Source organism: Rhodopseudomonas palustris, from assembly GCF_007005445.1.
In the GTDB taxonomy this organism is placed as follows: Bacteria; Pseudomonadota; Alphaproteobacteria; order Rhizobiales; family Xanthobacteraceae; genus Rhodopseudomonas; species Rhodopseudomonas palustris_G.
On the sequence record NZ_CP041387.1, the window covers coordinates 487,726 to 507,597 of the forward strand.

Sequence of the window (19,872 nt, forward strand, 5' to 3'; positions counted from 1 at the left end):
GATTGCCGGGCCAAGCCGGCAATGACGTAAGAGCAATATGCCCACCATCTACTTCATCCGCCACGGCGAGACCGACTGGAACGCGACCGGGCGCTATCAGGGCACGCGGGACATTCCGCTCAACGACAAGGGGCGAGGGCAGGCGACGTCGGCCGGCGGCGTGCTCGGCGGTCTGCTGCGGCGTGACGGCCGGCAGCCTGCGGATCTCGACTATCGGGCGAGCCCGCTCGGCCGCGCCCGAGTCACAATGGAGCTGGTCCGCGGCGCGCTCGGCTTGCAGCCGGAAGGCTACGCGATCGACGAACGGCTGCGTGAGATCACCTACGGCGCCTGGGAGGGCTACACGTTGGCCGAGATGGAGCGCTCGGACGCGGCGGTCTACGCCGCGCGCCACGCCGATCGCTGGTCGGTTGCACCGTTGCGCGGCGAGAGCTACGCCCAGCGGCTGCCCTTCATCACCGACTGGGTCGCCTCGTTGACCCGCGACACCGTCGCGGTCGGTCATGTCGGCACCGGCCGCACCCTGTTCGTCGCGCTCGGCTTCAAGACCCCGCGCGAGGCGCTGGAAGGCCCGATTCAGCAGGGCGCCGTCTACGTGTTCCGCGACGGTGGCTTCGAGATCGTGAGCTGAGCTCTTTCCTTCTCCCCTCGTACCCCTTACCCGGCGCGCTTCGCTCGCCACCCTCTCCCACAAGGGGAGAGGGTTCTCAGGGTCCGTTTGACCCTGTCCGGCCGGCGCGTTACCAAACCGGCGCAATCCAAAAGGGGCGGTCTGCGCCATGTCGTTCAATACTTTCGGCCATCTGTTTCGCGTCACCACCTACGGCGAGAGCCATGGGGTGGCGATCGGCTGTGTGGTCGATGGCTGCCCGCCGCTGATCCCGCTGACCGAGGCCGACATCCAGGGCGATCTCGACCGCCGCCGGCCGGGCCAGTCGCGCTTTACCACCCAGCGCCAGGAAGCCGATCAGGTGAAGATCTTGTCCGGCGTGATGGTGCACCCCGAAACCGGCGTGCAGGTGACGACCGGCACCCCGATCGCGCTGCAGATCGAGAACACCGACCAGCGCTCCAAGGACTATTCGGACATCCAGAACAAGTATCGCCCCGGCCATGCCGACTTCACCTACGAGGCGAAGTACGGTATTCGCGACTATCGCGGCGGCGGCCGCTCCTCGGCGCGCGAGACCGCGAGCCGGGTCGCGGCCGGCGCGGTCGCCCGAAAGGTGATCGCCGGCATGACGGTGCGCGGCGCCTTGGTGCAGATCGGCCCGCACAAGATCGACCGCGCCAAATGGGACTGGGACGAGATCGGCAACAACCCGCTGTTCTGCCCAGACAAGGATGCGGCGGCGTTGTTCGCCGATTATCTCGACGGCATCCGCAAGGCCGGCTCGTCGATCGGAGCGGTGATCGAGATCGTCGCCGAGGGCGTACCGGCCGGGCTCGGAGCGCCGATCTACGGAAAGCTCGACGGCGATCTGGCCGCGGCGCTGATGAGCATCAACGCCGTCAAGGGCGTCGAGATCGGCGACGGCTTCGCCGCGGCCGAACTCACCGGCGAACAGAACGCCGACGAGATGCGGCACGGCAATGCGGGGCCGGCGTTCCTGTCGAACCACGCCGGCGGCATCCTGGGCGGCATTTCGACCGGCCAGCCGGTGGTGGCACGGTTCGCAGTGAAGCCGACCTCGTCGATCCTGACCCCGCGCAAGACCGTCGATCGCGCCGGCGCCGACACCGAGATCCTGACCAAGGGCCGCCACGACCCCTGCGTCGGCATCCGCGCGGTGCCGGTCGGCGAGGCGATGGTCGCCTGCGTGCTGGCCGATCATCTGCTGCGCCACCGCGGCCAAATCGGCGGCTGATCGCAGGTCGGGACGCTCACGGCCTCACTTCCGCCTCGGGAGTCGGGCGGATGACTGCCATGAGTCCGCCCCTGCTACAAATCGCCACGTCGGGCGGCTAGAGTGCTGCCATGCATTCCGAACAGATCCGCGGCATTCTCGACTGGCTGAGCGACGGCGCACGCTCCGAGCCTGATCCCGCCATGAAGATGAAGCTGACCTGCGAGCAGCTCGTCGCTGCCGGGATGCCGCTGCACCGGGTCGGCGTATTCGTGGAGACCCTGCACCCCGACATCTACGGCCACCGCTTCATCTGGCGTGCCGACGGCGAGGTCGAGGTCGGTTCGACCACCCAGGACGTCGAGATGTCCGAGGAGTATCAGCGCAGCCCGCTGAAGATCCTGTACGACTACGGCGTCGAGGTCCGCTTCCGGCTCGACGATCCGGAGAGTGCCCGGTTTCCATTCCTCGACGACCTGCGAGCCGAGGCCGTCACCGACTACGTCGCGTTGCCGCTGCGGTTTCTCGACGGCAGCTATCATGCCGCCAGCTTTGCCACCAAGCAGCCCGGCGGCTTCACCGAGGTCCAGCTCGGGGCGCTGCGCGCGATGATGCCGCCGCTGTCGCGGCTGGTCGAAGTGATCAGCCTGCGCGATATCGCCACCACGCTGCTCGACACCTATGTGGGCAACCGCGCCGGCGCCCGGATTCTCGCCGGCCAGATCCGCCGCGGCCATGCCGATCATCTGCGCGCCGCAATCTGGCTGTCCGATCTGCGCGGTTTCTCGGCGCTGTCCGACGGCCTGCCGCCGGAGATCATGGTTAAGGTGCTGAACGCGTATTTCGACTGTCAGGTGACGGCGATCGCGCGCCACGGCGGCGAGGTGCTGAAATTCATGGGCGACGGCCTGCTGGCGGTGTTTCCGATTGCCGACGACGGCGCGGACGCCGCCGAGGTCTGCGGCCGGATGCTGGCCGCCGCCAACGAGTGTCGCGCCAGCATCGCGGCGCTGAATTTCGTCGAAGGCAGCCACGTCATCGAGAGCTTCCGGTTCGGCGTCGCACTGCATGTCGGGCAGGTGCTTTACGGCAATATCGGCGGCGGCAACCGGCTCGACTTCACCTGCATCGGCCCGGCGGTGAATCTCGCCGCGCGGCTGGAGCGGCTCGCCGCGAGACTTGGCCGCACCGTGGTCGCCTCCAGCGATTTCGTCGGTCTGTGCTCGGAAGGCTGGAGCGACCTCGGCGAATTCCCGATGGCCGGCTTCTCCCACGCCGAACGTGTGCATGGCCTGACCGACGAAACCCCGCTCGCGGCTGAAGGGCTGTGAGACCGGAGAGTCGCTGACGATGCTGAGCCGCGCTACAGCCAACTAATCGATAGTTGGTAGTTGAGCACAGTGCTGCCGCACGAGTGAATAGGCTCCCTCGCCCCGCTTGCGGGGAGAGGGTTGGGGTGAGGGGGCGTTTCTGCAAGGCCGAGAGGCTCGGCCGTGTTGAGACGCCCCCTCACCCGACCCGTCGTCGCTTCGCTCCGTCGGGTCGACCTCTCCCCGCACGCGGGGAGAGGTGAAATCCCGCCGTCCGCATCACTCCTCCGGCTCGGTCGTAAACAGCAGCGGGTAGCCCTTGGCGCGGCCGGCGTCGGTGGCGCGGGTGGCCTTGGTTTCGGCGACGTCCCTGGTGAACACGCCGACGACGCAGACGCCGCGCTGATGCGCGGTGAGCATGACTTTGTAGGCCTGATCTTCGGTCATCCGGAATTCGGCCTTCAGCACCGAAACCACGAATTCGCGCGGCGTGTAGTCGTCGTTGACCAGGATAACCTTGTGCAGCTTCGGTCGCTCGACCTTGATTTTGGCCTTGGTCTTCGGCTTCAGGTCGATGTTGCTCATGCGGGGCCGACCCGTGGATTCGCTGGGTGAAGTAACTGCTGGTTATATCCTACAGCGTCGGCGGCATCGGCGAAACCGGCCGCTGCTTGTTCACGAACCATGATCATCAGTGACTGGAAAGTGATCAATATGGAACCGGTCCTCCGGCTTTCCGTCACGCCGGTTGCATGTCACCATCGTCGTTGGTCGACCGGAGGGCTGCTGATGCGCGGGTGGGTCTCGATCGGAATCGTACTTGCCGCCGCGGGGGCCGTTGGGATGGCCGCTGTCGCCGCGCCCAATCAGGCGCCGCAACCCGCAGCCGGACGCGACGATACCAAGCAGGTCGACGTCGAACTGGTGCTGGCGGTCGACGTCTCCTACTCGATGGACGTCGACGAACTCGCGGTGCAACGCGAAGGCTATGCGCAGGCGCTGATGTCCGGCGAGTTCCTCAAGACCCTGAAGAGCGGCCCCAACGGCCGGATCGCGGTGACGTATTTCGAGTGGGCCGCCTCCAGCGATCAGAAGATCATTCTGCCGTGGCAGATCATCGACGGGCCGGAGTCGGCCGACGCCGTCGCGGCCGAGATCATGAAGGCGCCACTGCGCCGCGCCTCGCGCACCTCGATCTCCGGTGCGATCAACTTCGCGCTGCCGCTGTTCGAGCAGAACCCGTATCACGGGCTGCGCCGGGTGATCGACATCTCCGGCGACGGTCCGAACAACAACGGCGAGCCGGTGACGATTGCGCGTGACGCCGCGGTCGCCAAGGGTATCGTCATCAACGGCCTGCCGATCATGGTGAAGGAACCGTCCTACTCGATGATGGATATCGAGAATCTCGATTATTACTACGAAGATTGCGTGATCGGCGGCCCTGGCGCCTTCGTGGTGACCATCAAGGATCGCGCCAAGTTCAAGGAAGCGATCCATACCAAGCTGGTGATGGAAGTCGCAGGGCACACTCCGCCCGCCCGCATCGTCCCGATCGCCGACGAGCAGCGCCCGGTACGGGTATCGTGCCTGATCGGCGAGAAGGTCTGGCAGGACCGGTGGGGGCGGTGAGGGCGTGGACGCATCTGGTGCGTCCACGCGGTTGATCGAAGCGGGATGACTTGCGGTTAGGTGAGAAGCCATCCCGCTCCGATGTCTGGTCGGAGACGTTTGTGTCCGACCGCGACGTAAACGAGGTCAGGCCGCCGCGCGGAAGATGGTTTCGATCTCGGTCTGGGTCGCCTGCTTCGGATTGGTGAAGCCGCACGCGTCCTTCAGTGCGTTGGCGGCGAGCACCGGCACGTCCGCTTCCTTCATGCCGAGACCGCCGAGGCCGGACGGAATGCCGACGTCGGCCGACAGCCGCTGGATGGCATGAATGGCGGCATCGGCGCCCTGGGCGTCGGTCATGCCGGTGGTGTCGACGCCGAGCGCGTGGGCGACGTCCTTCAGCCGGCCGGCCGCGACCTGCGCGTTGTAGGCCTGCACGTGCGGCAGCAGCACCGCGTTGCAAACGCCGTGCGGCAGATCGTAGAAGCCGCCGAGCTGATGCGCCATCGCGTGCACGTAGCCGAGCGAGGCGTTGTTGAACGCCATGCCGGCGAGGAAGCCCGCATACGACATTGCCTCACGGGCGACGAGGTTCTGTCCCTCGGCGACCACGGTGCGCAGACTGTTGGAGATGATCGACATCGCCTTCAGCGCGCAGGCGTCGGTGATCGGCGTCGCGGCGATCGACACATAGGCTTCGATCGCATGCGTCAGCGCGTCCATGCCGGTGGCGGCCGTCAGGGCCGGCGGCTTGCCGAGCATCAGCACGGGGTCGTTGACCGACAACAGCGGCGTGGTGTGGCGGTCGACGATCGCCATCTTCACCTGGCGTTCCTCGTCGGTGATGATGCAGAATCGCGTCATCTCGCTCGCCGTGCCGGCCGTGGTGTTGATGGCGATCAGTGGCAACTGGGCGTGCTCCGATTTGTCGACGCCTTCGTAGTCCTTGATGCTGCCGCCATTGGTGGCGGTGAGCGCGATACCCTTCGCGCAGTCGTGCGCCGAACCACCGCCGAGGGAAATCACGCAGTCGCAGTTCTCCTGCTTCAGCAGAGCGAGCCCGTCCTCCACGTTCTGGATGGTCGGGTTCGGCTTGGCGCCTGGGAAGATCACGCTGCCCAGACCGCGCTCGACCAGCATCGAGGCGATCTGATCGGCGACGCCGAGCTTGTGCAGTCCGCTGTCGGTGACGATCAGCGCGCGCTTGAAGCCGCGTGCCTTGGCGTGATCGGCGGCGCTCGATACGCAGCCGACGCCGAACAGGTTGAGGGAGGGAATGAAAAAGGTCGTGGCCGTCATTTGGTGTTTCCTTCCATGCGTTTCGTTGTTGGTCGGTGGTCGATGAGCGCTCCGGCCGCACGAATGCGCCGGTCCGAATGCACTCCACTTTCCAGGGCAATGCCCTGCCGTCCGGACAGCGTGGGAGACGCCGTCCGGGATTGCTGTTGCCGAGTGCTTTGCACCCGCCGATGAAATCAGGCGTCTCAGAAAAAGCCGAGCGGCCCGGTGCCGTAGCTCACCAGCAGGTTCTTGGTGTGCTGATAGTGATCGAGCATCATCTTGTGCGTCTCACGCCCGATGCCGGATTGCTTGTAGCCGCCGAACGCCGCATGCGCCGGATATGCGTGGTAGCAGTTGGTCCACACCCGGCCCGCGGCGATGGCGCGTCCGAACCGATAGGCGCGGGTGCCGTCCCGCGTCCAGACGCCGGCGCCGAGGCCATACGGGGTGTCGTTGGCGATCGCCACCGCTTCGGCCTCGTCCTTGAAGGTGGTGACCGACACTACCGGACCGAAGATTTCCTCCTGGAAGATCCGCATCTGGTTGTGACCGCGGAACACGGTCGGATGCACGTAGTAGCCGCCGGCGAGATCGCCGGGCAGCTGTGCGCGTGCCCCGCCTGCCAGCAGCTCGGCGCCTTCCTGCCGGCCGATGTCGATATAGGACAGGATCTTGTCGAGCTGCTCCTGGGAGGCCTGCGCGCCGATCATCGTCGCCGGATCGCGCGGGTCGCCTTGGCGAATTGCGGCGACGCGGGCGAGCGCGCGCTCCATGAAGCGATCGTAGATCGATTCCTGCACCAGCGCCCGGCTCGGGCAGGTGCACACCTCGCCCTGGTTGAGCGCGAACATCACGAAGCCTTCAATTGCCTTGTCGAAGAACGGATCGTCTTCGGCCGCGACGTCGCCGAAGAAGATGTTTGGCGATTTGCCGCCGAGCTCGAGCGACACCGGCACGAGGTTTTCGCTGGCGTATTGCATGATCAGCCGGCCGGTCGAGGTCTCGCCGGTGAAGGCGATCTTGGCGATGCGGGGGCTCGACGCCAGAGGCTTGCCGGCTTCGACGCCGAAGCCGTTGACGATGTTGACGACCCCCGGCGGCAACAGATCGCCGACCAGATCGGCCCAGACCAAAATCGAGGCAGGCGTCTGTTCTGCCGGCTTCAGCACCACGCAGTTGCCGGCGGCGAGTGCTGGCGCCAGCTTCCATGCTGCCATCAGCAGCGGGAAGTTCCATGGAATGATCTGACCGACGACCCCGAGCGGTTCGTGGAAATGATACGCGATGGTGTCGTGATCGATTTCCGAGATTGAGCCTTCCTGTGCGCGCAACGCACCTGCGAAATAGCGGAAGTGATCGATCGCCAGCGGCAGATCGGCGGCGCGCGTCTCGCGGATCGGCTTGCCGTTGTCGAGCGTTTCGGCAATGGCCAGCAAATCGAGATTGGCTTCCATCCGATCTGCGATGCGATTGAGAATGAGTGACCGCTCTGTCGTCGTGGTCTTGCTCCAGGAGACGCTGGCGGTGTGCGCTGCATCAAGCGCGAGCTCGACATCTTCCTTCTGCGAGCGCGGAATTTCCGTGAGTTTTGCGCCCGTGATCGGCGTTGTGTTGTCGAAGTACCTGCCGTCGATAGGCTCCACCCAGCGGCCGCCGATGAAGTTGCCGTAGCGGGTCTTGAACACCGTGCTGGCGTCCGGATGCATCGTTGTGATGAGGTTCATGGCTTCCTCCCGTCTGTTTTGAAGCGGATGGAACTACGCATGACGCATGCCAGGTGTGCGGGACGCCTGCGGCCATTGGCCTCCGAACTGATCAGTTCGTTGAAAAGACTGGGAGGATTCTAGATCGGAGCGCGCGCTCTCCGGGTGGTGATGTCTGGACAGCACCTCCGGCTGCGTGTGATACTTACAGCAGTTGGACGCCACACCTGTTGCAGAATCCAACACTCCGAGGATCCGCTCATGTCAATCGCATCAAGCCGTGATGCCGTCGTCACTGCGCGCCGCCGCTTCTTCGGGGAGGGGCGTCCCGTCGACGGAATGCTCGCCGCACCGATCCTGCGCTCGTGGCAGCGCTGCGCAGGCCAGGGGCTGGACGCCAGCCGCTCGCCGCTGGTCGAACCGCCTACCGCCGGCGAACTGCGCGAATTGCAGGAACGCCATGACAGGCTCGGCCGCCTCGCGCGGCCGGAGCTGAATGCACTGCAAGGCGACGCGCGCCTGACCGGCAGCGTTGTCATTCTCACCGACGCGGTCGGCGTCGTCCTCGACATGATCGGCTCCGGCGAGTTTGCGGGCCGTGCGGCGCAGGTGGCGCTGCGGCCCGGCGTGTCGTGGAGCGAGGCCGACACCGGCACCAATGCGATCGGCACCGCGTTGGTCGAGCGCCAGCCGATCGCAGTGCACGGCGCCGAACATTTCTTTGAACGTCACCAGATTTTGGCGTGCGCCGCCGCGCCGCTGATCGATCCGCGCGGCGTGGTGGCCGGAGCGCTCGACATGACCGGGCCGGCCGCGATCCGCCATGTCCACGCGCTCGGGCTGATGCGGCTCGCCGCCGAGCAGATCGAGCACCGGTTCTTCTCCGAAGGATTCGAGCACTGCACCATGCTGCGGCTGCACACCGACCGCGCGCTGCTCGGTACGCCGCGCGAGGGCGTGCTGGCGTTTGCCGATGGCGTGCTGATCGGTGCTAATCGGCACGGCCTCGAACTGATGAATCTGGATTGGCCGGCGCTCGACCTCGCACGGCTGGAAACGCTGCTGCCGGGTGTCCGCCCCTCCGAGCAGATTCAAATGCTGCGCGGCCCTCGCGGCACCCGGCTGTGGGGCCGGCTGGTCGAACCGCCGCGCCGCAGCCCGCGCGCGCCGGCTGCGTCCGTGGCTGCTCCGGTGCCGACCGCTCCGGCCGGAGAGGTCGAGCCGATCCTCGATGCGGAGATGATGGCGCAGCTATCGCGCACCGTACGGCTGGTCGAGGCGGGGATTCCGGTGCTGCTGCTCGGCGAGACCGGATCGGGCAAGGATGTCTTCGCGCGCCGCGTTCATGCCGAGAGTGCCCGGCGCAACAAGCCGTTCGTGCCAGTCAATTGCGCGGCGCTGCCGGAGGGGCTGATCGAGTCGGAGCTGTTCGGCTATGAAGCCGGCGCCTTCACCGGCGCCCGGCGGCAGGGCGCGCCCGGGCTGCTGCGCCAGGCCGACGGCGGCGTACTGTTTCTCGATGAGATCGGCGACATGCCGCTGTCGCTGCAGAGCCGGTTGCTGCGCGTGCTGCAGGACAAGCAGATCTCGCCGCTCGGTGGCGGCCGTCCGGTGCCGGTCGATTTCGCGCTGATTTGCGCCACGCATCAGCCGCTCGGCTCCTTGCTGGCCGCCGGCGCGTTCCGCCAGGATTTGTACTTCCGGATCGCCCAATACGTCGTCGAGCGGCCGCCGGTGCGCCACCACCCGGACCGCCTCGCGCTGGTCCGAAAACTCTGGCGCCAGCTCGGCGGCGAACAGGCCGGCGTTCAGCTCTCCACTGATGTCGAGCGCGTGCTCGCGGCTTACAATTGGCCGGGCAATTATCGGCAGCTGGTCGGAACGCTGCGCGCGCTGCTGGTGCTCGGCGAGCCGGGGCATCCGGTGGAGGTCTCCGCGCTCCCCGCCGAAATCAGGGCAGCGGTTAGCGCCGCGGAGAGCCAAGCGCCCGTTGCGCCGCCACCGCCGACGTCGCTCGCCGAACACACTCGCTCGGCGTTGCAGGCCGCGCTCGATGCCAGCGGCGGCAACGTCTCGCGCGCCGCACGCCGGCTCGGCATCGACCGAAGCACGTACTATCGACGCCTGCTGAAGGACAAGGACCGCGGCCGATGAGCCGTGCGGCTCGCAGCGGTTAGCTCCTGCGTTCCCTGGATCAGTTCTGTCTATGATAGAATTGGAATCGCGCTTCGGAGCGCTCACAACAGGCACAACCTCATGGTGAGGAGGCGCGGGGCGCCGTCTCGAACCATGTGCCGCAAGTCACGGCTCCTCATCCTTCGAGACGCCCGGCTTTGCCGGGCTCCTCAGGATGAGGACTTTAGGACCCTTGGCAAGCGCCCAGTCCGCTTCAATCAATCGATTGAGCGCGCTGACGAGAGTTCAGTCCGCCGCCACCCAGTTGCCATGGAAGCCGTCCGGAATGCGGTGGCCGAGTTGCACCAGGGCGATCGGGCCGGCGGCGATGTCGGAGGCGTCGAACACCGCGAGGTCGCTGCGGTTTTCACAGCCGCGCCACACCACCGCGAGCAGCCAGCCGTCGGCTTCTGCTGAATCCGGCTTGCGCGGCACGAACACCGGTTCGCCGATGGTGTCGCCGGTCGGCAGCAGATAGCGGGCCCGCCGATGGCCGTTGCCGTCGACGTGCACCAGACCGGTGAGCATGCCGAGCATCGGTGTCTCGGGGCTGGCGCAGGCGTACCAGCCGTGGCGGCTGCGCAGCCCGGCGCGGCGCTCGTCGATCCGCGGAAATTCGCCGCTGATGTCGTCGAGATAGCTGCGCTTGAAAGCGTTGGTGTTACCGGCGAGGTCGAAGCTCCAGCGGCACAGCCGGGCGCGGCCCTTCTCCGGATCGGTGCGGCGGCCGTCGGGGTGGGTGAACAGCGGCGCTTCCTCGGATTGCATCACGTCGGCGACAATTCGGGTGCCGTCCTCCCAGGCGTTCATGACGTGGAACACGAAGCAGGCCTCGCCGCGGAACCAGCGGATGTCGCGGGTCGAGCCGGAGCGCTTCATCACCCCGACGCAGGAGCCCTTGCGCGGATCCCAGGCGTAAGGCGGTCGGCCGCGCATCGCGCGCCAGATGCTGCCGGTGAGCGGCAGGATCGGAAACAGCACGTAGTGCTCGGTGACGATGAAGTCGTGCACCATCGCCGCATACGGCGCCTTGAAATGCTCCAGCCGGGTGACGCATCCCGCCGCGTCGACGGCGCCGAACGACATCGTGCGGGTCAGCGGTCCGCCGGCGTTGTAGCCGAAGAACAGCATCTCGCCGGTCACCGGGTCGAACTTCGGATGTGCGGTGAACGGTCCCTTCAGTGCGCCGCCGTAGTCGCAATAGCCGCGGGTCTCCAGCGTGCCCGGCTCGATCTGCATCGGCAGATGCGCCTCCTCCAGTGCCAGCAGCTTGCCGGCGTGGAACACGATGTTGGTGTTGGCGACGTTGCCGTCCTCCGGCACCGAGCGCGGCGCGTCCGGCAGCTTGAGGTTGAATTCGCCGTACAGCGGCCGGCCGGCCTCGTGCTCGGCGAGCCATTTCGGCGTGCGGACCCAGCGGTTTCGATACGAGGCGCGGCCGTTCTCCAGACGAAACGCGTGCAGCATGCCGTCGCCGAAGAACCAGTGCGCGTTCGGCGAGACGAATTGCGGGTTGGCGCCGTTGCGATACAGCGTGCCGTTCAGCTCGCGCGGCAGCTCGCCCTTGATCGCGAGAAACGGCGCGTCGCATTCCATCGGGATCGGCGCGAGATTGTCGCACGCATCCGGAATTCCGGTCACCTGAAGCATGTCATGCTCCTGAGCCTCTTTTGGTCGTGCACGCCCGTCAATCGAGTGCGAGCAGCCGCCCGAACGGCTGCACCGCATTCGCGTGTTGCTGTGGCACCGCCCAGATCACCGGCCAGCGCGGCTTGAATTCCGCCGGGCCTTCGAGGTCTGTCAGCACCACGGTGATATCAGGCTTGTGCCGGTCGGCCTCGGCGAGAAGCGGCGTAAAGTTGGTGCCGCCGCCGCCGGCAAATTCGATTTCGCTGAGCACGAAGCGGCGTCCGGGCTCGAAGAACTCGACCTGCCGCACCCGTTTGTCGCCGATGATCAGCACCAGGCCGGCTTCCTGGCGCCGGATGATGGTTTCGATCTCGGTGGCGAAGCGCTGCATCAACTGATCGTCGATCGAGCCGGAAACGTCGATGATCAGCGCCAGCCGCGGCTCGTTCTTGGTTGGACTGAAGCCCGGTTCGAACGGCATCCGATGATTGCCGGCGCGGCCCTGGTTGGCGATATAGGAGCGCGTCGGGCGCGACCAGGTCAGCGCCGGCTTGCGGGCAAGGCCGCGCGCAAGCTGCACCCGCAGCACCTGGGCCCACGGTGTGCGGCTGTGCGGCAGATCGGCGATCAGCGCGCGCAGCATCGAGAAAGCGCCGTCGCCGGCATGGCCGCGCAGGATGCGCTCGCTCCATTCGCGGGCCAGCTCGGCCTCGTGTTCGGGGGCTGACTGAGCCTCCGGGTTCGGCACCAGGTCTCGCGCGCCGCCGGCGCCGAGCGCCCGCACCTTGGCGGAACGAGCGCCGTCGCTGCGCTGGGCAGTCTCACTCTCCGACGTGCCGGATTGGGATTGGGCCTGATCCTTGCCGCCGGAGCCCGACGAGTCCGCCTTGGAGCCTTGCTGCGATTGCCGGCCGGATTGCTGCTTGCCGCTGGTGCCGTCGTCGCGGTCGTCGATCGCGCGGTACAGCTTCTCGACATCCCATTCGAGCAGCGCCGATTCCGGCTGCTGCTCGCGGCCGAGCGCTTTGAATACGATCTGCTCCAGCATCACCGCGTTGTCCGGCAGATGCAGCCAGCTCAGATGCGCCAGCGTGGTGTTGACGATGGCGTCGGCGCAGATGTTGAACAGTTCGAGGTCGACGTCGCCCTGGGTGCGTTGCAGCTCGACGAAACGCTGCGAGTGGCGCAGCGCGATGTGCAGCACCTCGTGCGCAACCAGTCCGACCTGGTCGGGCAGGGGCAACCGATCGAACGCGGCGCTGTAGTACACCGTGGTGCCGTCGGTCACCGCGGCTGGCGTCTCAGCCGGTGTCTCGTCCGGCAGATCGCGATGTTGCACCCATAGCGCCAGTCCGCCCGTCGAGGGCGCGAACTCCACCATGCGCTGGATCGCGCGCGTGCCGCGGTGGCAGTAGAGCGCGCCCGGCTCAGGCATCGGCGGCTTCCAATTGGCGGCGGTCGGCGTAGCGGGCATAGGCCGGGCTGTCGAGAATCGCGGCTTCGAGACCGTTCTCCAGCCCGCGCTGCATCAGCAGTTCCATCGCCAGCGTCTGCGCCTCGCGGATCGGCAGCGGCACCGTGCTGCGGATGTCCGGCAGCTGCTCGATGATCTCCAGCGCCCGCGCCAGCGTGTCCTTGTCGGCGCTCGCGGCGAGCAGCCCGTACAGCATGCCGTACAGCGCATCGAGCGACTTCGGCAGCAGCGCCGCGGTCTCCGGGCCTGGGCGCGCCGCGAGCAACTTGAGCACGTCGGTGCCGGCCTGGATCTCGCGCAGCACGCCGAAGAATTCCGCCGCATTGGCTGCGCCGATCCGGCCCTGCACGAACAGACGCTTGGCGTGGTCGGACAATCCCGACTTCAGCACATTGGAGATGTCCTCCCAACCGCGCGGGCTGGCGCCGATCAGATGATCGCCGGCGAGCTGTGCCTGGGTGTCGTCGAGTTTGTCGGGGCGGATCTTCAGATAGGCCATCACTTCCGGCGCGAAATCGTGGGTCATGGCGTGGCCGAGAAAGGCGTCGATCGCGGTCTGGACGTTGAAGTGGAACATACGGTCGGCGAGCGCGGTGCCCATGTCGTGGCTGATCGCGCCGTGGAAGCTTGCGTTGCCGGCGGCCACCACCTGCCAGCCGTCCGGCAGGTGATAATTGCCGACCCGGCGGTCGAGGATCAGCGAATAGGCCGAGATCTGCAGCCGCTGGTCGGCGGCGGTGAGCTCGTCGAGAAACAGCACGCCCTCGGGCTGGTCGTGCGACGGCAGAAACTCCGGCGGAAACCACACCGTCTTGGCGAGGTTCTCGTCGGCATAGATCGCACCGCGGATATCGACCGGTTCGATCGTGGTCAGTCGCAGATCGATCAGCGGCACCTGATAATGCGCCGCGACCTGGCGGACGATCGACGACTTGCCGACCCCGCGTGTGCCCCACAGCATCGACGCGCGCCGCCGCAGCGTCGGGTCGGCATATTGCTCGATCAGCGCAGCCTTGGCGGCGGCGATCGAGACCGGGGGGATGTTCATCGGGTTGCCGTGCATCGATCGTTTCCTCGCTCGTCAGGTCGTCTGTGCATCCATCGATTGTCGCGCCGGCTCGGGTTCCGGCAGCCATGTCGCCTTCCAGCGCCGCGGCAGCGGCGGAATCTCCAGCGACGGCGTCTCGCGCATCCCGAACGCGCCGAACATCAACAGCGGCGGCGCCCCCATCAGCAGCAGGTTGAAGATCGAATCCTGCGGCACGTCGATCAGCGTCAGGCTGGCCGCGCCGGCGATCAGACCGCCGAAGAACAACGCCGGAATCCCGCGTCGGAACGTCACTGTCCAGCGCGCGCCGCGCAGCGTCTCGTAGTAGGCTGCGGGCGGCCGGGTCAGGGTGCGGGCGAGATGCGCCACGGTCTTTTCCAGCGCCGCTTCGACGCGGCGGCTCAGCTCCGGCTCCTGACCGCGCACTCTGATTTTGCCGGTGAAACCCGCCTTGCTCTTGCGCAGCGGCGACCAGGCCCAGCCGATCACCGCGAGCAGATCCTCCGGCAGCGCCACGCCGGGGGTGCTCGGGATGATGTCGATTTCGGCCGGATAGCCGCGCACTGGCGCGCCGCGCAGTATCACGCGAAAGCCGGCGATCTCGGCCTCGCCGCGCAGCAGCACGCGATTCGCGGTGCCCGCGACCTGCCGCCCGTTGTCCGGGGTGAGACGATAGCTCAGTGCCACCAGCGTGCTCTCGACGCTGCGGAATTGCTGTTGCGGCAGCACGTGCTCGATCCGCTGCAGCAGGATGTCGAGATCGCCGCCCTGAGTTTCCAGCGTGGCGGTCAGGCCGTCGTCCAGCGTCAGCGTGCGGGTGAGCTGGTTGAGGCCGGGACGGGGATTATCCAGTTGCAGCAACTCGGTCGCATCGATTCCGCCGCAGCCGGCCTCGTTGTGGATCAGCGGCTTGAACAGCAGCCGTCGCGCCAGTCGGTCGCTGGCGGCGAGATCGACCTGATAGCCGCGCCGCGTGAACGGCTGCACCAGCGAGAGGATCTCGTGATGCGTGAACGGCGCGGCAGCCGGGGTCTCGATCTCCGTCGGTCCGGTGAGAAGCTGTGCGTAGTTCATTCCGTCAGCAACCTCCGCAACTGAAGTCGTCACGGCGCGGCCAAGACGCGGGCCGCGCCGCGAGTCACGCGCTCAATCGATCGCGTCGGGTCTAGTTTCTTCAACTGCGAGGCGAACGCAACTCACGCTGTTGTTGATCAAGGCGCGTGGAGTTGCGCGGCGCAGTCGCAGATCACGCCGAGTGCGCCAGCGTCGGCTTGCCGAGTTCGCTCGGTTGCAGTTTGGACAAAAATTGGCTGTATGAAGATACCACTTGATCCAGCACCTCGAAGTGTGGGAAAGCGCCGGTGTCGAACTGCACGATGGTCCAGTTCGAGCGGCCGGCGACGCGGCTCTTGTGGCGATAGTCGACGAAATCGCCGCGCACCCCGTGCGCCATCCAGACCGGCAGCCGGAGCTGTTCGTAGACGTTCAGGATGTCGGTACTGAACATGAAGCCGGCGACGAAGTAGTACGGCGCGTGGCGGGCGCCGGGCTGATGCGTCGTGGCGTAGTCGTAGTCGACCATCGGCTCGTCGATGTTCTTCGAGCCCCAGGCCTTCTCCAGAAATTTGCGGATCACCGGCCGCGCCGTGAGCATCTTGAAGAAGCCGCGGTCCCACAGCTTGACGCGCAGCACGTCGATGATCCAGGAGCGGCCGCGGGTGCCGGGCGTGCGGGCGTCGCGGGCCTTGCCTTCGAAGCCGGTCGGGCTGATCAGGCCGAGAGAGCGAAACGCCTGCGGCGTCTCGGTGGCGGCACGGGCGAGGAACTCGCTGGCCAGCGACAGCGCCAGCGCGTCGATCGGCTGCTCGCCGTGGACGCGCCGAATCTGCTCGACGGCGGCGTGCACCGCGTCGGTCATCATTCGTGCGGTGTATTCGCGATCGTCGCGATCGGACTGGCCGAAGCCGGGCAGATCGATGGCGTACACCGGACGATGCTGTGCGTAGTAATCGTACAGCGGCTTGACCTCGTAGGCCGAGCCGGCGGCGTTGATGCTGTGGATCAGCAGCAACGGCGTGGCGTTGTCGTTCGGCTGCTCGGAGCCTGCCGCATACACTGCGAGCCGGCCGACCACGCTGGTGATGTCGGTCCGCGTGCCGGTCACCGGATTGGCGAGACCCGTCCGTGCATGATGCTGCTTGATGCTACCTGTGTCGATTGCTTGCCCGCTGATCAACGGCATCTGCGACCTCTCTTGAACTTGAGCGAACTGTCGAGCCAATCGCGTGAAACCGGGAAGGTTCCAATTCACGCGTGCCGCGGATCGTTCCAATGCAAGAATGGTATCTACGTACATTGGTGCGCGCGAAAATCGACTCGTGCGCACATGATAGTCCGACTATCGACTGGTGCGATCACGAGGGACGGCGTCACCGCCGCGTGACGTCAGACGTTGTGCCGAATTGTTAGTTCGGCCTGACGAACGGCTGTCCATTCGGCTTGACACGAACACCGGCTCGTAGCCGCGTCCATGGCAGCGAGGCGGGGTCGGCCGGCATCGCGCCGGGCGCGGCGCAGATCAGCAGGCGCTCGGCGATTGGCTGAAAGTCGGCGCGGAAATGCACCGAGCTTTTCACCACCAGGATCGCCTGCGCGGTCGGCTCGATCCCGACATAGCGGTACATCGCCTGGTCGGCGAGCTGCGCCTTGTTCGATGCGACCACCACACGAACACCGCCGATCCGCAGGCAGGCGGACGGCCCCATTTCCATTTCGCGTCCGCCGAAATACGGCCCGGGAGCCACAAAGCGGCCGTCGGAAAGATGCTCGACCACGAAGATCTCTTCGAACGGCGCGTCGCCGGGGATGCCGGACTTGCCGCCGAGCTCGAGCGAGATCACCGCGCCGACGCCGGCTGCATGGGCGGCCCTGGCTGCGTCGGGATCGTAGACAACGCCGATCGCGGCACGCTGCGCATTGTTGCGCACCAGCGCGCGCAGCATTCCGGTGGTATCGGAATCGCCGCCGGCGCCTGGGTTGTCCTGGGTGTCGGCGATGATCACCGGCTTGGCTGCGGTGCGCGCCAGCTCGATCGCGAGCTTCACGCCGTCGTCCGGGGAATGGATCTTGCCGTCGAAATCGTCCTCGTGGCCGGCCACCAGCGCGGCCACCGCATCCGCCGCCGCGTCGGCATCGGCCTGGGTGCGGCCATAGGCGAACACCGACGGGCCGCAGTCCGGAAAGTCGGCGGCCGGAAAGCCCGGCGCGAACGACAGCGTCGGCACCTGATCGCTCTCCAGCGCCGCGAGCTTGTCGTAGATCCCCTTGGTCGGCTCGTCGAATGTGCACTGCCACGAGATCGGAATCAGGAACGGCAGTTGCCGGAACGCCTTGGCGAATCGCTGGCCGCTCAGCAGCAGCTCCAGATGCCGAGCGGAGGCGCGGCCGGTGTCGGCCATGTCGACATGCGGATAGGTGCGATAGGCGATCAACGCATCGGCATGCTCGATCATCTGCGGCGTGACGTTGGCGTGCAGATCGATGCTGACCACCAGCGGCAGATCCGGGCCGATCACTTCGCGCACCCGCGCCAGGATCTCGCCTTCGCCATCGTCGAGATGTTCGGTGACCATCGCGCCGTGCAGATCGAGATACACCGCATCCAGCTTGTCGGCGTTCTTGATGCCGTCGATCATGATTTTGACGACACGCTCGAACGCATCCTCGGTGACGTGCGCCGATGGGCTGGCGCCGCAGGCGATGGTCGGGATCAGCTCCCAGCCCTTGGCTTCGGCGTCCTCGACGAAGCCGGCGAGCCCGACATTGATGCCGCGCATCACCTTGAGCACGTCAGCCCCGATCGTCATCGCCGGCCAGCCGCCACCATGCACGAACGCCTCCCAGGTCGCCTTGGTGGGCGCAAAGGTGTTGGTCTCGTGCAGGAAGCCGCCGACGGCGATGCGGGTCATGGTGTTTCTCTTGATGCGTCATTCCGGGGCGCGCGAAGCGCGAACCCGAAATCCCGAGGTTGTTAGGAAGGAGATTCCGGGCTCGCGAGCTGCGCTCGCGCCCCGGAATGACGGGGGAAGGGATGTTTCAACTCACCGCCGCCTGCCGCGCTTCGTTGACGGGACGGAAATTGGCGAAGTCCCAGTCGCGGCCGGGGGCGGCTTCGAGCAGTTGGCGGGTGTAGGCCTGTTTCGGATGGGTCAGCACTTCGGCTGCCGGGCCCTGTTCGACGACACGGCCTTTCTCCATCACCGCGACATCGTCGCAGATCTGCGCGGCGACGCGCAGGTCGTGGGTGATGAACAGCAGTGCGATGCCGAGCCGGGTCTGGATTTCGTCGAGCAGCTTCAGCACCTGCGCCTGCACCGAGACGTCGAGCGCCGACACCGCCTCATCCGCCACCAGCACGTCGGGATCGAGCGCCAGGGCGCGGGCGATCGCGACGCGCTGGCGCTGGCCGCCGGAGAACTGATGCGGGAAGCGGTCGATCGCGTCCGCAGGCAGATGCACCAGTTCGAGTAGCTGCCGCGCTTTCGCCAGAGCCTCGGCGTGGGGCATGCCGTAGTTGATCGGCCCCTCGGCGATGCTCTCGCCGACGCTGACGCGCGGATTGAGCGAGCGATACGGATCCTGGAACACGATCTGAATCTTCTTGCGGTGGGGCCGCAGCAGCCGTCGCGACAGCTCGGAGATCTCGCGTCCGGCGAGCCGGATGCCGCCCGAGGTCGGGTCGATCAGGCGCACGATACAGCGCGCGACGGTGGACTTGCCGGAGCCGCTTTCGCCGACGATGCCGAGCGTGCGGCCCTTGTGCAGCGTCAGCGTCACATCCTTCGCGGCGACCACCTCGCGGGCTTTGCCGAGGAACGAGCGCTCGCGATACACCTTGCCGAGCTCGTTGGCCTCCAGCACCACCGGGGTGCCCTTGTGCTCACGCGGTGGCCGCGGCACCAGGCTCGGCACCGCCGAGAGAAGATTGCGGGTATAGTCCATCTGCGGCCGACGCAGCACGGCCTCGAGCGGCCCGGTCTCGACCAGCCGGCCGTGGCGCATCACCGCGACCCGGTCGGCGATCTCGGCCACCACGCCCATGTCGTGGGTGATGAACAGCACCGCCGTGCCGTGCGCCTGCTGCAATTCGCGGATCAAGGTCAGGATCTGCTTCTGCGTGGTGACGTCGAGCGCGGTGGTCGGCTCGTCGGCGATCAGCAGCTTCGGCTCCAGCACCAGCGCCATCGCGATCATGATGCGCTGGCGCTGTCCGCCCGACAGGCGATGCGGATACGACGCGAAGATCCGCTCGACTTCGGGCAGGCGCACCTGCTCCATCATGTCGAGGATACGCCGCCGCCGCTCTCGCGCGCCGAAATCGGTGTGAAAGCGCAGCACCTCGTCGATCTGTTTGCCGACCGGCACGACAGGATTGAGCGCGGTCATCGGCTCCTGAAAGATCATCGCCATTCGCGAGGCGCGAAGCTGGCGCAGCCGGCGCTCGCTGGCGGCGAGCACGTTCTCTCCGGCGAGGCGGATTTCACCGCCGCTGGCGTGCAGTGCGCCCTTCGGCAGCAGGCCCATGGTGGCGAGCGACGTCACGGATTTGCCGGAGCCGCTTTCGCCGACCAGACACATCGTCTCGCCGGCGCCGACGGTCAGCGAGATGCCGTCGATCACCTTGTCGCCGTGCTCGGTCCGACCGAGCCGCACCACGAGGTTGTCGATTTCGAGGACGTTGTCGGTCATGTCGGGCTCCGCAGTCGGGCACGGCGCGCTCCCTCTCCCCGCGCGC

15 protein-coding genes are annotated in these 19,872 nt (G+C 66.7%); 5 read left to right on the plus strand and 10 right to left on the minus strand.

Features of this window, described 5'->3' with window-relative positions; genetic code table 11:
* Window positions 1-37 precede the first annotated feature (37 nt).
* The 3 genes from FLL57_RS02305 (at window position 38) to FLL57_RS02315 (ending at window position 3,178) form a co-directional block, all read left to right on the plus strand.
* On the plus strand, window positions 38-631 hold the full coding sequence (locus FLL57_RS02305) for a histidine phosphatase family protein (protein WP_142882016.1): 594 nt from the start codon (window positions 38-40) through the stop codon (window positions 629-631).
* Between the two features lie 148 nt (window positions 632-779).
* A complete protein-coding gene (aroC, locus tag FLL57_RS02310; RefSeq protein WP_013501148.1) occupies window positions 780-1,868 on the plus strand; it encodes a chorismate synthase in 1,089 nt (362 codons plus the stop codon).
* Window positions 1,869-1,978: 110 nt separating this feature from the next.
* Window positions 1,979-3,178: an adenylate/guanylate cyclase domain-containing protein gene (locus tag FLL57_RS02315; protein ID WP_013501149.1), complete on the plus strand. Its 1,200-nt coding sequence runs from the start codon at window positions 1,979-1,981 to the stop codon at window positions 3,176-3,178.
* Between the two features lie 258 nt (window positions 3,179-3,436).
* Here the strand turns inward: FLL57_RS02315 and clpS are convergent, their stop codons facing one another.
* The gene (gene clpS, locus FLL57_RS02320) at window positions 3,437-3,742 is read right to left on the minus strand and encodes an ATP-dependent Clp protease adapter ClpS (RefSeq protein WP_142882017.1); all 306 of its coding nucleotides are present in this window, start codon (window positions 3,740-3,742) and stop codon (window positions 3,437-3,439) included.
* Between the two features lie 204 nt (window positions 3,743-3,946).
* Between clpS and FLL57_RS02325 the strand changes: the two genes are divergently transcribed.
* Entirely contained in the window at window positions 3,947-4,789 is an 843-nt protein-coding gene (locus FLL57_RS02325; protein ID WP_142882018.1) for a DUF1194 domain-containing protein, read from the plus strand.
* 126 nt (window positions 4,790-4,915) lie between these two features.
* Here FLL57_RS02325 and yiaY read toward each other — a convergent pair whose 3' ends face one another.
* Window positions 4,916-6,067 (minus strand): L-threonine dehydrogenase, encoded by a 1,152-nt coding sequence (gene yiaY, locus FLL57_RS02330; protein ID WP_142882019.1) that lies wholly within the window; start codon window positions 6,065-6,067, stop codon window positions 4,916-4,918.
* A 185-nt stretch (window positions 6,068-6,252) separates the two neighbouring features.
* A complete protein-coding gene (gene adh, locus FLL57_RS02335; protein WP_185966208.1) occupies window positions 6,253-7,755 on the minus strand; it encodes an aldehyde dehydrogenase in 1,503 nt (500 codons plus the stop codon).
* 258 nt (window positions 7,756-8,013) lie between these two features.
* Between adh and FLL57_RS02340 the strand changes: the two genes are divergently transcribed.
* Window positions 8,014-9,906, plus strand: a complete 1,893-nt coding sequence (locus FLL57_RS02340; protein WP_142882021.1) for a sigma-54-dependent Fis family transcriptional regulator — start codon at window positions 8,014-8,016, stop codon at window positions 9,904-9,906.
* 267 nt (window positions 9,907-10,173) lie between these two features.
* Here FLL57_RS02340 and FLL57_RS02345 read toward each other — a convergent pair whose 3' ends face one another.
* The 7 genes from FLL57_RS02345 to FLL57_RS02375 form a co-directional block, all read right to left on the minus strand.
* Window positions 10,174-11,577 carry a carotenoid oxygenase family protein gene (locus FLL57_RS02345; RefSeq protein WP_142882022.1) on the minus strand — a complete coding sequence of 468 codons (1,404 nt, stop codon included), beginning with the start codon at window positions 11,575-11,577 and terminating at the stop codon, window positions 10,174-10,176.
* 37 nt (window positions 11,578-11,614) lie between these two features.
* The gene (locus FLL57_RS02350; protein WP_142882023.1) at window positions 11,615-12,991 is read right to left on the minus strand and encodes a vWA domain-containing protein; all 1,377 of its coding nucleotides are present in this window, start codon (window positions 12,989-12,991) and stop codon (window positions 11,615-11,617) included.
* Window positions 12,984-14,093, minus strand: a complete 1,110-nt coding sequence (locus tag FLL57_RS02355; RefSeq protein WP_142882024.1) for an AAA family ATPase — start codon at window positions 14,091-14,093, stop codon at window positions 12,984-12,986. Before FLL57_RS02355 ends, FLL57_RS02350 begins: the two co-directional genes overlap by 8 nt.
* Window positions 14,094-14,111: 18 nt before the next feature.
* Window positions 14,112-15,152, minus strand: coding sequence for a hypothetical protein (locus tag FLL57_RS02360; RefSeq protein WP_142882025.1), 1,041 nt, complete (start codon window positions 15,150-15,152; stop codon window positions 14,112-14,114).
* Between the two features lie 172 nt (window positions 15,153-15,324).
* A complete protein-coding gene (locus FLL57_RS02365) occupies window positions 15,325-16,320 on the minus strand; it encodes an alpha/beta fold hydrolase (RefSeq protein WP_142882026.1) in 996 nt (331 codons plus the stop codon).
* 223 nt (window positions 16,321-16,543) lie between these two features.
* The gene (locus FLL57_RS02370) at window positions 16,544-18,046 is read right to left on the minus strand and encodes a M81 family metallopeptidase (RefSeq protein ID WP_142882027.1); all 1,503 of its coding nucleotides are present in this window, start codon (window positions 18,044-18,046) and stop codon (window positions 16,544-16,546) included.
* A 127-nt stretch (window positions 18,047-18,173) separates the two neighbouring features.
* Window positions 18,174-19,826: an ABC transporter ATP-binding protein gene (locus FLL57_RS02375; RefSeq protein WP_142882028.1), complete on the minus strand. Its 1,653-nt coding sequence runs from the start codon at window positions 19,824-19,826 to the stop codon at window positions 18,174-18,176.
* Window positions 19,827-19,872: the final 46 nt, after the last annotated feature.